Source organism: Cellulophaga geojensis KL-A (assembly GCF_000568425.1).
GTDB lineage: Bacteria > Bacteroidota > Bacteroidia > Flavobacteriales > Flavobacteriaceae > Cellulophaga > Cellulophaga lytica.
Map to the genome: position 1 here is coordinate 110,966 of NZ_ARZX01000008.1, position 14,845 is coordinate 125,810.

General features: G+C 31.3%; 10 protein-coding genes. 1 reads left to right on the plus strand and 9 read right to left on the minus strand.

Annotated elements, in window-relative coordinates:
- Window positions 1-2: 2 nt before the first annotated feature.
- From KLA_RS08225 to KLA_RS08235, 3 genes are read right to left on the minus strand one after another with little or no spacing between them, the layout of a single operon-like run.
- Entirely contained in the window at window positions 3-1,277 is a 1,275-nt protein-coding gene (locus KLA_RS08225; protein WP_034644976.1) for a hypothetical protein, read from the minus strand.
- 50 nt (window positions 1,278-1,327) lie between these two features.
- Window positions 1,328-2,038, minus strand: coding sequence for a response regulator transcription factor (locus KLA_RS08230; RefSeq protein ID WP_013621905.1), 711 nt, complete (start codon window positions 2,036-2,038; stop codon window positions 1,328-1,330).
- Window positions 2,038-3,429, minus strand: a complete 1,392-nt coding sequence (locus KLA_RS08235; RefSeq protein WP_034644979.1) for a sensor histidine kinase — start codon at window positions 3,427-3,429, stop codon at window positions 2,038-2,040. The genes KLA_RS08230 and KLA_RS08235 overlap by 1 nt, the downstream gene beginning before the upstream one ends.
- Window positions 3,430-3,671: 242 nt before the next feature.
- Between KLA_RS08235 and KLA_RS08240 the strand changes: the two genes are divergently transcribed.
- A complete protein-coding gene (locus KLA_RS08240) occupies window positions 3,672-6,095 on the plus strand; it encodes a DUF5916 domain-containing protein (protein ID WP_034644982.1) in 2,424 nt (807 codons plus the stop codon).
- A gap of 2 nt (window positions 6,096-6,097) precedes the next feature.
- On the opposite strand, the gene KLA_RS08245 is transcribed toward KLA_RS08240, so the two are convergent.
- The 6 genes from KLA_RS08245 to KLA_RS08270 form a co-directional block, all read right to left on the minus strand.
- Window positions 6,098-6,691, minus strand: coding sequence for a TetR/AcrR family transcriptional regulator (locus KLA_RS08245; protein ID WP_013621908.1), 594 nt, complete (start codon window positions 6,689-6,691; stop codon window positions 6,098-6,100).
- Between the two features lie 11 nt (window positions 6,692-6,702).
- Window positions 6,703-8,121, minus strand: coding sequence for an efflux transporter outer membrane subunit (locus tag KLA_RS08250; protein WP_013621909.1), 1,419 nt, complete (start codon window positions 8,119-8,121; stop codon window positions 6,703-6,705).
- 5 nt (window positions 8,122-8,126) lie between these two features.
- A complete protein-coding gene (locus KLA_RS08255; RefSeq protein WP_034644983.1) occupies window positions 8,127-11,264 on the minus strand; it encodes an efflux RND transporter permease subunit in 3,138 nt (1,045 codons plus the stop codon).
- Window positions 11,265-11,286: 22 nt separating this feature from the next.
- Window positions 11,287-12,417 (minus strand): efflux RND transporter periplasmic adaptor subunit, encoded by a 1,131-nt coding sequence (locus KLA_RS08260; protein ID WP_013621911.1) that lies wholly within the window; start codon window positions 12,415-12,417, stop codon window positions 11,287-11,289.
- A gap of 13 nt (window positions 12,418-12,430) precedes the next feature.
- Window positions 12,431-12,922 carry a GbsR/MarR family transcriptional regulator gene (locus KLA_RS08265; protein ID WP_013621912.1) on the minus strand — a complete coding sequence of 164 codons (492 nt, stop codon included), beginning with the start codon at window positions 12,920-12,922 and terminating at the stop codon, window positions 12,431-12,433.
- A 365-nt stretch (window positions 12,923-13,287) separates the two neighbouring features.
- Window positions 13,288-14,832 carry a RagB/SusD family nutrient uptake outer membrane protein gene (locus KLA_RS08270; RefSeq protein WP_013621913.1) on the minus strand — a complete coding sequence of 515 codons (1,545 nt, stop codon included), beginning with the start codon at window positions 14,830-14,832 and terminating at the stop codon, window positions 13,288-13,290.
- Window positions 14,833-14,845: the final 13 nt, after the last annotated feature.

Sequence of the window (14,845 nt, forward strand, 5' to 3'; positions counted from 1 at the left end):
ACTTAAGGCATAACCCAAGTTCCTATATGTGATTTGTTGTTTAATGTATACCCTAATTTATAAGCATTAGAAGCTGTTATTTCTATAATTTTACCAGGCGCAGGTATAATGTTATTTTGTAAAAGCAGTCTGTTGTAAATTGCTACATCTTTAGTAGAAACAGCCTTTCCGTTTTTTATAATACTGGTACCGTTAATTTCTAAAAGCAATTTGTCTTTTAAAGAGTTTATATACCCTTTTTCTTTTAAACTTTTTAAAAAGCTAGTAAGTTTTGCATTGTTATTAATAATAACAATATTATTGTCTGTTTTGTAGAACGAGAATGTATTATCTGGCGTAATGTTATATTTTTTTAAAATAGTCTTGTACTGGTTAATTTGCGTGTTGGTAAGTTTTGTACCGTTTATGTATACACCAGTTGGGTCTGTATTAAAAACAATATCATTTTTAGATTGTACCATATTATTTTTTAAAAGAGCTGTAATAAGCTCATTTTGCGCACTTGGCCAAGTATAATTAATTGTGTTTTTTAGGGTATTACTTAAGTAAGTTTTGTTATTACGCAATAACATTTTTAAAGGAGCATTAATAGCTCCTTTATGACTTGCTTCTACGCTGATTATTGCAGCTTTTTCTGCTAAACGTTTGGCTTCTTCAGCAATACGTATAGCATCTTCTTTGTAGCTTTCCAAATTAGCCTGCTCTATGCGCTTTGCTTCTCTTTGTATTCTGGCAGCTTCACGTTTCATTCTTTCTGCATCTCTAAGTAATCTATCTGCTTCACGCTGTAATTCTTCTGCTTCTCTTTTTGTTTCATCATTACCAGAAATAACTGTTTTAAGTGTTTTACCCAAGGCTTCAAACTTTGTGATAAGAGCATCAGAAGCAATACTTTTATCTAAAGACATTGTTAGCTTTTTAGAGTTTAAATTAACATTGTAAACTTCGTTACCATTAGCATTAGAAACCCAAGAATAAGTACTACCAGATTTGGTCATTTTTTTAGATTCTAATTCATTTTTTAAGACAGATACTATTTCTACATATCTTTCTTCAGGGAATTTTGCTTTAAACTTATAGCTATCATTAGTATTGCTAATAGCTATAGAAATGTTTCCGCCTTGGTTATCACTACTGGTTTTAGAATAAGACATAGAACTAGAAGAAGATGTATGTGTTGTTGGTGGTTTTGGCGGTGTTGGTATTGTTTGTGCTAGTACTGTGCTTCCTAGCAAAAATAAAATAATGTGTACTGTTAATATTGTTATTTTTTTCATAGATTTTTGTTTTTAATTTCTGTTTTTTACAGAAGTTTTTGTTGTTACTTTTACTCCTTAATTTTAAAGGTTAAGCCAACACCACGCGCACTCTCTATAGAAATGTTGTTGTCTTCTTTAAAATATTTACGGAGCCTACTAATAAAAACATCCATACTACGACCAGAGAAAAAATCGTCTGTACCCCAAACGGCATTAAGTAAATGATCTCTTTTTACCATTTGGTTTTTGTTCTCAAAAAAATAGGCTATTAATTGAGCTTCTTTTTCTGTTAGCCGTTGTGTGGTGTTGTTAAATATTAGTTGGTAATTAACAGGGTTAAAAACATAGGCGCCTATGTTGTAACTGCTGTTGTTTTTTGATTGATGAATGATTTTTTGTGTTCTTTTTAATATATTTTTTAATCGTAATACTAAAATATCTGCTTCAAAAGGTTTTACTATATAATCATCTGCTCCAAGTTTTAAACCTTTTATTTTATCTTCTTTCATTTTTTTTGCAGTTAAAAAAACAAAAGGGGTTTCTGGGCTATTGTTTATTATTTTTTCTGCTAGAGTAAAGCCATCCATTTTTGGCATCATCACATCAAAAACGCAAATACCAAAAGGAGTGTTGTTGTTAGCTTCTAACATAAAAATATCTAAAGCTTCTTTTCCATCTTTTGCCCAGGTAACTGCAAAATTGTGAATTTCTAAGTATTGTTTTAAAATACTTCCAAAATCAAAATCGTCCTCGGCTAATAAAACAGTGGTTTTTTGCATTAGTTTATTGGTGTTTTAATAGTAAACGTTGTTCCTTTATGTAATTGGCTATGTAAAGCAATAGAACCATTATGTGCTTTTATAATTTGGTTAGTATAATACAAGCCTAAGCCTAAACCTTTTACGTTGTGTAAATTGCCCTCTGTAACTCTGTAAAATTTATCAAAAATTAGGGGTAGGTTTTTTTCTGGTATGCCAATACCATTATCAGTTATGTTAATACAATATTCTCCGTTTATATGCTTTGTTTCTATGGTGATTTTTATAGATGCTGAACCATATTTTACTGCATTTTCTAATATGTTTAGTAATGCTGTGGTAAAATGAAATTTATCAATACGCAGTAAAACCTCTGCGCTACAAACGTTGTTTACAATAGTAACGTCTTGTTGTTGTACAGATAATTTAAAATCATCAATTAAGTTTTTAAAATACTCATTATCAATAACCTGCTCTTTGTTTAGTATAATTTCTCTAGAGCTAAGGCTGTTAGTCATTACTTGATCTATTAGTTTTTGTAAACGTTCATTTTGCCTATCTACAATATTAAGTGTGCTGTTAAAAATTACTTCATTATTTTTAATTTCTTCTTTTTTAAGACTTTTAGATGCTATACTTAATGTAGCTAAAGGTGTTTTTAACTCATGCGTAATATTATTTATAAAATCGGTTTTAATAGCTGTTATTTTTTTCTGTGTTATTAAGTTTTTTATGGCGTAGTATAAAAGCCCAATAACAATTAAAAATATTAGTACAGAGGCAAAAAATAAAAAGGCCATTCTTTTATATACAATACTTTTCCAGTCTTTAATAACTATTTTATTTTCTGTTTTTACTTCTAAATCAAAGGTGTTTATTTTTATTTCATCTTTAATTTTTTCAACAAATTCTTGCTCAGAAAACCACTTAGCGTTGTTAATGGTTTTTGCGTTTTTATCTTCAAAATCTTCGCCAAATAATCTTAATTCTTTTTTGCCAGCAGAAAATATGGTGTCATTTTTAACTTTATCTAAAAGAACAACGCTAGTTAAATTCATTTTAAAATCTACATCATACCCTAAATTTACTTTTTTAAGTTCTGCTTTAAATATTTTTTTAAACTCGGTATTTAGGCTATCACTTTTTTCTTTAGACCTACTAACAATTTGGTGTTTAGATAAACGATTGTTTTTATAATCTGCTATGTAATTTTTTAAATTATCTCCCCATATATTGTACAATGAATCTAGTTTAGTATTGTCATCTATTACAGAGATAACATCTGTAGTTTCATTAATAAAAGCTTTCTTTTTTAGTTGGTAAGTATTGTTTATTAAGTACGCCTGTATAGACGATAACGCTATTAAAACTAGTATAGCGGTACTTATTAATATGGTTGTTTTGTTTTTCATTGGTTATTTTCTGCTAGTCAAAAATACCAATAAACCTACATTATGTACCGTAAACAGAAGTCGTTAACCCTTCGTTAACGTTAATATTCGCCCTGTTTATAGCATTTAAAGGTCTTTTGCTCTTTTGTTAATAGAACAATTTTTTTAGTTGCCTTGCCATTAACTGCCCTTTAACCTTGTCTTAACCAATAGTATGGTATAACAATCTCACATTTGTGTTGTCAATTAAAAAACAACCAATTATGAAAATTAGTAAAAAAACCAATATCTGTAGGTTGGTAGTCTTGTGTGCATTTGGGTTTGTACTACATAACGTAACAGCCCAAAAAAGTATAAAAATACATAGGGCAACAGAAATTATTAAGATAGATGGAGAAGCTACAGAAGCAATATGGCAGCAACATTTAGTGGCAGGTAATTTTATACAAACCTTGCCAGAGGCCGGAAAATCATCTAAACAAAAAACAGATATAGCTATTTTATTTGATGATAGTTACTTGTATGTTTTAGGTGTTTTATATGTTGATGATAAAAATGAAATTAGCAGCCAATTAACGGCCAGGGATGATGTGGGTAATGCAGATGTTTTTGGCATACAAATAGATCCTTTTGGAGAGGCTAGAGAAGGTTACGATTTTTCTGTTACAGCTGCAGGTGTACAGTCCGACCAAAAAATAACACCAACCGATACTTACGCAAATTACAATGTTGTTTGGCAGAGTAAAGTAAAATTGTATGCTACTAAATGGATTGTAGAAATGAAAATACCATTTAATAGTATACGTTTTCCTAAAGAGGATTTAAGCAATTTTAAGATCAATTTTCAACGTATAACAAATGCTTTAAATGAAGATGCCTATTGGAACCCAATACGGTTAGATGTAGACGGATATTTAAATCAGCTAGGAAAATTAAATGGATTAAACAGTATAGCGCCACCGCTTAATTTGTCTTTTAATCCGTTTGTATCTGTAGTAACAGAAAAGAGTCCTACTGGTACTAAAAATACAACTTTTAATGGCGGTTTAGATGTAAAGTATGTGCACAAAAATGCATATACATTAGATGTTTCTCTTATTCCAGATTTTAGTCAGGCACCATCAGACGATCAAATTTTTAATCTATCTCCTTTTGAAGTAAAGTTTAATGAAAATAGACAGTTTTTTGTAGAAGGTACAGAGATTTTTGACAAAGGTGGTTATTTGTATACACGTAGAATAGGAGGTGCGCCAATATCTAAAGATAACATTCATTTGTCTGAAGATGAAGAGGCTAAAGAAAACCCAGTTACATCTAACATTATTAACTTACTTAAGTTTACAGGTAAATCTAAAAACGGATTGTCTATTGGTGTTTTAAACGGAATTACTGCAGAGAGTGAAGCTGAAATTAAGAATATAAATACCAATACTACAAGAAAAGTTGTAACCAACCCACTAACCAATTACAATGCAATTGTTTTAGATAAAGCATTAAAAAACAACTCATCTTTAACTTTTATAAATAACTCTGTATTGCGCAGTGGCGCTATTTATGATGCTAACTTAACAGCACTTTTGTATCGTTATTACAATAAAAACAGAACCTACTCTATGTACTTTAAAAAGGCACTTTCTCAAAAATATTTTTCTAATACGGAAGACGAGTTTGGACACGAGTACTATGGTTATGCGGGTAAAGTTAGTGGCAAATGGCGAGGAGGAGCATCTATTAAATTACTAGATGATAAATTTGACTCTAATGATTTTGGATATTTGTCTAGAAACAATGAGCTGCGCTTTAAAGGGGATTTAAGTTATACCAATAATAAGCCTAAAAAAATATTTTCTAGATATCAAGTTTTTTTAGATCACCAGCAGAGGTACTATTACAGTTTAATGAAGCAAGAGCAAACGTATTACAAGTTGGGCACCTATGGTGTGTTTAAAAAAAATAATCATACTTTTTTTGCTGAATTTAGATATTTAGCTAAAGGCAAAAACTTTTTTGAAGCACGTACAAAAGATAGATATTTTAATGTGCCAGCACAAGCAGAAACCTTTTTAGAATACCAAACAAATAGTAACAAAAACATTTCATTATCTGCATATATGGTTTTGGTTAAATATTACAATTCTGATGTGTTTACAAATGAGTTTATTACGGGCTATGGTCTGCGGGCAAGAGTTGGTCAGCACTTTTCTCTTTATTTTAGTCAGGCTTTAGAAGACAAACCAAACGGAGTAGGATTTATAAAAAATGAGGAAAATGATATTGTTTTTGGTAGTAGAAAAGTAAAAGAATTAAACAACGCAATTACTTTAAATTATGCTGTAAACTCTACCTTAAATGTAAATATGCGTTTGCGTCATTATTGGATTACAGTAGATTATAATAACCAATTTACACTAAAAAATAATGGTGATTTTATGACTAATAATTTTAGTATAAATCCAGATGATTATGATGATAATTTTAATCAGTTTAATATAGATGTTTTAGCCAAATGGCAGTTTGCACCAGCTAGTGAAGTTAGTTTAGCTTGCAAACTTGGGTCTAACTACTATAATGCAGCAGTAAACTCTAATTATGGTACAAATTTAAAACGTGTTTTAGAAGAAAATAATAGCACTACGGTATCATTAAAAATGACATATTTTTTAGATGCCAATATACTTAAAAAGTGACGTTAGTTATAATAACTGTTAGCGTACTCTTTTACAGTTATACCTTTTAAATTGTAAACAATTAAATGTTTTAAAATTGTATCAGAATCATAAATATTAAAAAGATTGTCTGAAGAAAAAGCAATAGTCCCTACATTTAAAAAATATAACTCTGTAACCAGTTTAAGGTTTACATTAGGTAAAATTTGTCCTTTTTCTTTAGCATTTTTTAAAAGGTTATAAATGATTGTAAAAGCAAGCTCATGCCTAAAATTGTAAAAAGTAGTATGGGCTTTAGGATAGTATTTTTTTAAACCAAAAATAAACGAGGGTTTAAAGTATCTTAGATACTCAAACCCTCGTTTATATATTAGTATAATAGTAAGTATATCGTCATTTAAATTGTTTTTAACAATTTCATTAATATCCAATTTATAATCGTTTATTAAAGACGTAACACTTTTGTTCACTAAAGTTTCTTTGTTTTTAAAATGTACATAAATCGTTTTTTTAGAAATTCCTAGCGTTTTTGCTAACTCATCTAAAGTAATACGTTTGCTGCCAAATTTTGTAAAATTGGCTTTAGCACATTCTAAAAGCTCTTTTTTAGTGATCATTACTACTTATATTATTTCCAGCCGCCACCAAGAGCTTCATATAAATTTACAATACTTGTTAGTTGCTGTAATTTGCTATCAATAATATTAAGTTCTGCATTTAAAGCACTTTCTCTGGCAGTTAATAAATCTAGGTAATTTGCGTACCCATTTTTAAGTAACTCTTCAGAGTTTTGCTCTGCTCTACGTAAGGCTTCAACTTGTTTTAATCTGTACTCATATTTTTCAGTTTCTGCATTGTACGTATACAAAGCATTAGATACCTCAGACCCAGCAGTTAAAAGTGTCTTTTTAAATTGTAATAAAGACTGTTCTTGTTGTGCTAGCGCAACTTCTTTTTGTGTTTTTAGCTTACGCTGATTAAAAATAGGCTGCGTTAAACCACCAACAATATTTGCAAAAAGTGAGTTAGCGTCTAATAATTTATCTAACTCTAAACTTTGGTATCCCCCAGAAGCTGTTAATGTTAATGAAGGATAAAAACTACTTCTAGCAACATTTGTAAGCTCAAAAGAATTAATTAAACCATATTCTGCCGCCATAACATCTGGTCTGTTGCTAAGTAATGTAGCTGGTACACCAAGCGCTAAGTCGGTTTCTATTTTTTGTATGTCTAAACTACTTCTCTTAAAGCTTTGTGGTGCCTTACCTAATAATATACTTAACGTATTTTCTGTTCTAAAAATAGCAGCTTCAAGATCTACTTTTAAAGCTTTTGCACTATTGTATTGTGCTATGTTTTGGTCTACTGCAACTTGCGTTACATTACCAGCATCTTTTAAGGCTTTAATTGTTTCTACACTACTTTCTCTAGTCTTAATTGTTTCTTTAGTAATAGCTAATTGGGCATCTAAAGCCAATAAGTTATAATATGTATTTGCAATACTAGAAATAAGCTGTGTTTTTACAGCTTGGTGCCCAGCAACACTTTGCATATATGCAGCTTGTGTGGCTCTTTTATTGCTTCTTATTTTACCCCAAATATCAGCTTCCCAAGATAGGTTAGCAGTAATATCATACTGGTCTGTAGAAGTATTACTTAAAAAAGAACCAAACTGACTGTTTTTAGATAACTCTTGGTGTGTGTAATTAGGACCAATGCTTAATGTTGGAAAATACCCAGCCTTACCTTGTTTAGCATAAGCCTCTGCAGCTGCCAATTGTTGAATTGCAATTCTAATATCTAAATTGTTTTGCAAACCTTCTTGTATGTACTGCTCCAAATAATTGTCAGTAAACAAGTTTTTCCAAGACACATTTGCCATAGATATACTATCTGTAGGCAAATTGTCTGTTCTGTATAAGGCCTCGGTTTGTGGTAACTCTGGCCTATCATAATCCTTAGCAACAAAACAACTTTGTAGTGTAAAAGCAACAACTACTATAAGCGCTGTTTTGCTAATAAATTTATATTTTATTGTAGATTTCATAGTTTTTATTCTTCTGTAGTTTGAATTGCTGGTTTACCTGAAACTTTTTCTTGTAACCATTGAAATAAAATAAACAGTATTGGAATAACAAATACCCCTAATATGGTACCAATTAACATACCACCAGCGGCACCTGTACCAATAGAGTTGTTACCTTCTGCACCAACACCTTTTGCTAATGCTAATGGCATTAAACCTAAAATAAAGGCAAAAGAAGTCATTAAAATTGGTCTTAAACGAGATTTAGCACCATCTATAGCAGCATCTACAATAGATTCTCCTGCTCTTCTACGTTGCAGTGCAAACTCTACAATTAATATGGCATTTTTAGCAAGTAAACCAATAAGCATAATTAATGCAATTTGGAAGTAAATGTTATTCTCTAAGCCTAAAAACTTAGTACTTATATAAGCTCCAAATACACCAAATGGTAATGATAATACTACTGCAAATGGTAGTAAGTAACTCTCATACTGTGCACTTAATAAAAAGTAAACAAATAAAATACTTAGTATAAATATAAATGTGGTTTGACTACCAGCATTTACTTCTTCACGTGTTAAACCAGAATAAGCAACTGTATAATTACTAGGTAATTTAGCAACTTCCTCTTCTATAATTCTAATAGCATCACCTGTACTAAAACCTTCGTTTGTAGCACCTGTTATTTTTGTAGAATTAAATAAGTTAAAACGAGTTACAGATTGTGGACCATACACACGCTCTAAGTTTACAAACTGTGTAATAGGCGTCATTTCACCAGCATCTGTTCTAACATACATACTGTTTAAATCATCTACACTAGCTCTGTCATCAGGTAAGGCCTGTATGTATACTCTAAATTGTTTACCAAATCTAGAAAAATCTGATGCGTACACACCACCAATATAACCCTGTAAAGTAGAGAAAATACTGCTAACAGATACTCCTTTTTCTTTAGCTAGTGGTACATTAATATCCATCTCATACTGTGGGTAACTTGTATTAAATGAAGATTGTGCATACTTAATTTCGGGGTGAGACATTAAAGCCATTGCAAACTCTTTGTTTGTTTTGTCTAATTCTGTAAACTCACCTCCAAATTTATCTAATAAGTTAACTTCAAAACCAGCAGAGTTACCAAAACCACGTATACTTGGTGGTGAGAAGAAAATAATATTTGCTTCTGGCATTGTAGATGCAATACCAAATAACTTACCTGTTATGGCCTGTACAGATGTAGAAGGATCTTCACGCTCTGTCCAATCTTTTAATTTAATAATACCAAAACCGTAGTTGGTACCAGCACCACTAATTAAACTTCGACCTTTAATAAAGTTAACACCAGCAATACCTTCTATACCGTTTATTTTAGAGTATAAATCTCTAGAAACAGCATCGGTTCTATCTAAAGAAGAACCCGCAGGTAATTCTATGTTTGCAAAAATAATACCTCTATCTTCATCTGGTACAAAACCAGTTGGTGTTGTTTGTGATGCCCAGTAGATACCCACACCTGCAATTATTAATAACAATACAGAAACAAATTTTCTTTTGTATAAAAATTGAAGTGATTTACCATACCTGTCTATAGTAGCATTAAAACCACGGTTAAATAAAGTGTAAAAGCGTTGTAATGGACTTTTGCCTTTTAACTCTTCATCATGTTTATGCTCTTTTAATAATAAAGCACATAAAGCCGGACTTAATGTTAATGCGTTTACTGCAGAAATTAAAATGGCAATAATTAAAGTAACTCCAAATTGCTCATAAAAAACACCAGTAGGCCCCGTAATAAATGTTACCGGAATAAATACAGCTGCCATTACTAATGTAATAGATATAATGGCTCCAGAAATCTCGTTCATTGCAACAAGTGTAGCCTTTTTAGGATTTTTAACTCCTTCATCCATTTTAGCATGGACGGCTTCTACCACAACAATAGCATCATCTACCACAATACCAATAGCTAATACTAATGCAAATAATGTTAGTAGATTTATAGAATACCCAAATACACTTAAGAAAAAGAAGGTACCAATAATAGATACAGGTACTGCAATTGCTGGTATTAAAGTAGATCTAAAATCTTGTAAAAAGATAAATACAACTAAGAAAACTAATAAAAAGGCTTCAACAAGTGTACTAATTACTTTTTCTATTGATGCGTTTAAGAATAAACTTGTATCATAAGGAACAAATATATTTAAACCTTCTGGCAAGTCTTTTTCTACAGATGCTAAAGTGGTTTTTATGTTTTCTATAATTTCTTGTGCATTAGAACCTTTTGTTTGAAAAATACCCATAAAAACTGCAGGGTTTCCTAAACTCATTGCGTTAGAAGAGTAAGATTGTGCATCTAACTCTATTGTAGCAACATCATTTAAACGTAAAAATTCTCCGTTACCTAATGCTTTTATAATAATATCTCCGTATTGCTTTTGTTCTTTAAAACGTCCGCTATAGGTTAAAGTATATGAAAATGCTTCTCCATTATTTTCACCTAAAGAACCAGCAGCTGCTTCTAAGTTTTGTTCTGCTAAAGCAGCAGAAATATCTGAAGGTATTAAATTATATGCTGCTAATTTTTCTGGTTTTAACCAAATACGCATAGCATAATCTTGCTGAGAAAATACAGATACATCACCAACACCGCTAATACGTTGCATTGCTGGTATAACGTTTATTTTTAAGTAGTTCTGAATAAATGTTGCATCATAATCTTCATTTTCAGAATACATAGATATAAACATTAAAGCACTAGTCTCTTGCTTTTGCGTAGTTACCCCAGTTTGTATTACCTCTTGTGGTAATAAAGGGTTGGCTCTTGCTACACGGTTTTGTACGTTTACAGCTGCAATATCTGCATCTATTTCTTGATCAAAATAAACTGTAATTTCGGCAGTACCGTTGTTAGATGCTGTAGAGGTAATATAACTCATACCTTCTACACCGTTAATTTGCTCCTCTATAGGTATAATTACACTCTCTAATACCGTTTCTGCATTGGCTCCTGTATATGATGCCGACACCTTAATTGTTGGTGGCGCAATATCTGGATATTCTTCTATTGGTAAACTTGTTATACTTATAACACCAAGTACAACAATGATAATAGATATTACTGTTGAAAGAACGGGTCTTTCAATAAATGTTTTTAACATAACTAAATAAGTTTAGATTTTTTTAGTTTTTAAATAATGTAGCTATAGGTTTTATGGCATCATCAAAAGAAGTTTCTTGAGGAGTTATTACCACACCATTTTTTAATTTACCTACACCAGTTGTAACAATTTTGTCTTTAGGATCTAAACCAGATTCTACAACATATAAATTATCTACAGTAGATTTTATTTTAATAATAGATGTAGATACTTTATTATCTTCTCCTACTTTAAATATCATTACATTACCTTGTTGCTCATATGTTGCTTGTTGTGGTACAACAATAGCATTTTCAAACGTATTAGGTATTTGTATTTTACCACTGTTACCATTTGTTATTAAACGGTTAGGGTTGTTAAATATAGCTCTTAAACTTACGGTACCAGTACTTGGGTTTATTTGTCCTGTACTAGTTTGTATTTTACCTTTTTCAGAGTATGTACTACCATTTGCTAAAATTAGACTTACCTCTGGGTAATTTGCTAATTTTTCATTTAAAGTTTTACCTTCTGCCTTTTCTAAAAAGTCTAAATATTGTGTTTCATTTAAGCTAAAAAATGCATACACTTTGCTAATATCACTAACTGTAGTAAGTGGAGTAGGGTCACTTGGAGAAATTAAAGCACCTTCTCTAAAATTAATAGCACCAACGTAACCATCTACAGGGCTTTTAATTGTAGCGTAACCAATATTAGCACTTACACTGCTGTAATTAGCTTTAGCCTGTGCTAAATTAGCTTTTGCAGTTTCTAACTGAACTTCACTAATAATATTTTTTTCTACTAGTGGTATTAATTTGTTAACCTCTACCTGTGCTACATTAATACGTGCTTTTGCTGCACTAGCATCCTGACTTAAAGATTGTGTTTCTAATCTAAATAAAACCTGACCTTTACGTACTTTTTGTCCTTCATCTACTAAAACTTTTTGAATGTAACCAGATGTTTTTGCCCTAACATCACTATTTACAATACCCTCTATTGTTGTAGGGTATTCTGCATAACTTGTTACTGTTTTAGGTTGTAATTGTGCAACCGGGAAAGGTGCTGGTGGTGCCTGTGGTGCTTGTTGTTCTTGCTTGCTTCCACAGCTCACAATGACAAGGAATGCTGCCATTGGAATTATAATTCTACTAATAGTTCTCTTTTTCATCTTTATTCTGTCTTTATAGGTTAATGTTGTCCACGTTTAGTTTTGAGATGGACGTAATTGCTTGGTTTAAAAATTGTATGTAATTGTTATGAAATGTTAAATCAAATTTTTCTTCTTCTGTAGTGGTTTCTAAATCATTAATCTCTTTTTTATAATCTCTAACTTCTTGATGTAGTTCTTTTTCTACTTCCCATTTCTGTATCATATTAGAAATATGACTTTTTATTTTATTGGAAGTAATTACATAGTATTTTTTACGATCACCAGTTTTAGTAAAATATTCTATCTCTTTTATGTCTGTTAAATAGTTTAACTGCGTTGATATGGTACTTTTACTAGCACATAATAGTGATACTAAATCTTCAAAAGTTGTCCCTATTTTTCCTGTTAGGATAATATAAGCAAGCACTCTAGAAGCTATAGGAGAATATCCGTTGTTAGATTCTATGTGTACTCCTAGTTTTTCTACTAGTGTACTTTTTTTGCTGCACATATTCTTCTTCATTTGCAATACCTTTTTTTAATTAGTATTTGTTTTTATTTTCTTTTTATGTTTAAAAAGAAGCGACAAAGATATAATTGGTTCGGTTAGTTCAGAACTAATCGAAGTTAATTAATTGTTAAAGGAAATATTTTATTTATATAGTTGAAAATCAGCTGTTTAAATTGTGTTTTTAATAAATTTCAACCACTATTTTTGTTAATTTTATGAAGATAAAAACACTTGTTTTTTTATATATTAACCCTTGTATATGCAAAAAAATCGCATAAAGAGGAAAGTGCTCTACATGCGATTTAAAACTAGATAAAAAAATACGACGATATAAGATAACTTATACCGCCGTATTAAATGAACTAAAAATCTAACTACTAATAACCAGGATTCTGATCTGCTTGTGTCAATTCAGAATTCTTCTCTATTTCTGTTTCTGGAATAGGGAATAAATCATTTTTAGATGTATAACCTGTTCCTGCTAATTCTGTTGCAGCTTTACCCCAACGAACTAAATCCCAAAAACGTTGTCCTTCATGAGCTAATTCTAAAAACTTTTCGTTAACAATAGCTTCAAACAAATCGTCTCCAGCTAAAGATGCATCTACATCTGGTAAACCAGCTCTGTTTCTAACCTTGTTAAGTTCTGTTCTTGCCTCAGCGTCTTTATTATCTTTATTATAAGCTTCAGCAGCTAATAATAACATTTCTGCATAACGGTATAACCTATAGTTAGTACCATAGTTTAATTCTTTAACACCATCAGCACTTGTATCTTCTTCTTTTGTAGCATATTTTATTCTAATACCACCTTCATAGTCCCAAATACTTCCGCCAGTTGCAGCGCTTTCATCTACACTACCGCCAGCAGCAATTAGTTCTTCTTCTGTCATTACAGTAGCTAGTTTACGGTCTGTATCACCAGCAGCATCAAAAGCATTTAAAAGTTTAGCAGTTGGTAAGTTAAAGCCCCAACCATTAATTAAACCAACAGGAGATACATCAAAAATACCATCACCACGTGGCCCCATTAACTGTATGTGTATGTTGTTTTCATTTCTTCCGCCCCAAGCAAAGTTACCCCAGTCTCTTCCGGTTGTAGAAATAAAACCAATTTCAAATAAGGATTCTTTTCCAAACTCGTGGTTAATACTCCAAGCATCTTCTGGGTTATCTTCTAAGTCATGCGCTGGATTAGAAATTACAGCTTCAAAAAACGGAATAGCTTCTCCGTATAATCCTTCAAAAACCAATACTTTACCCATTAATGCCTGTGCAGCACCTTTAGAAACTCTAAAGTCTTCTGTTAAAGCAGTTTTGTCTGGTAAACCAGCAATAGCGTCTGTTAAGTCTGCTTTTACTTGTGTGTAAATATCTGCTCTAGGAGATTTAGCAATTCCAAACTCATCTGCTGTAGATGGTATTGTTAATCTTAAAGGAACATCACCAAACATTGTAGTAAGCTCAAAATAAGACCAAGCTCTTAAAAATTTAGCTTCAGCTAATGCTAATTCTTTATTACTTAAGTCACTTTCTTTAATGTTTTCTATAACTAAGTTTGATAAAGAAATTGTTCTGTAAAACAAGTTCCAAACACTTTCTATAGATTGGTTAGATGTAGATACGTTTGCATAATCATCTATATCTTGTAATTGTGGTTGATCTCCACTGTTACCACCGGCAGCATTCATATCATCACCAGGTAATTGTTTTACTAAAAATGCACTGTGCCAGTCTACAGAGTAGGTGTGTTGCATTAAATCATAAATACCAATTATGGCTGCATCTACGTTTTCCTCTTCAAGAAAAAATGTTTCCAAATCTTCTCCGTCTTCTCGCGGATTTGTTGTAAAATCCTCACTACATGCAGTAACTCCTCCAATAAAAAGGATAGTTACCATTGCGATTATAATTTTTTTCATAATACTATATCTA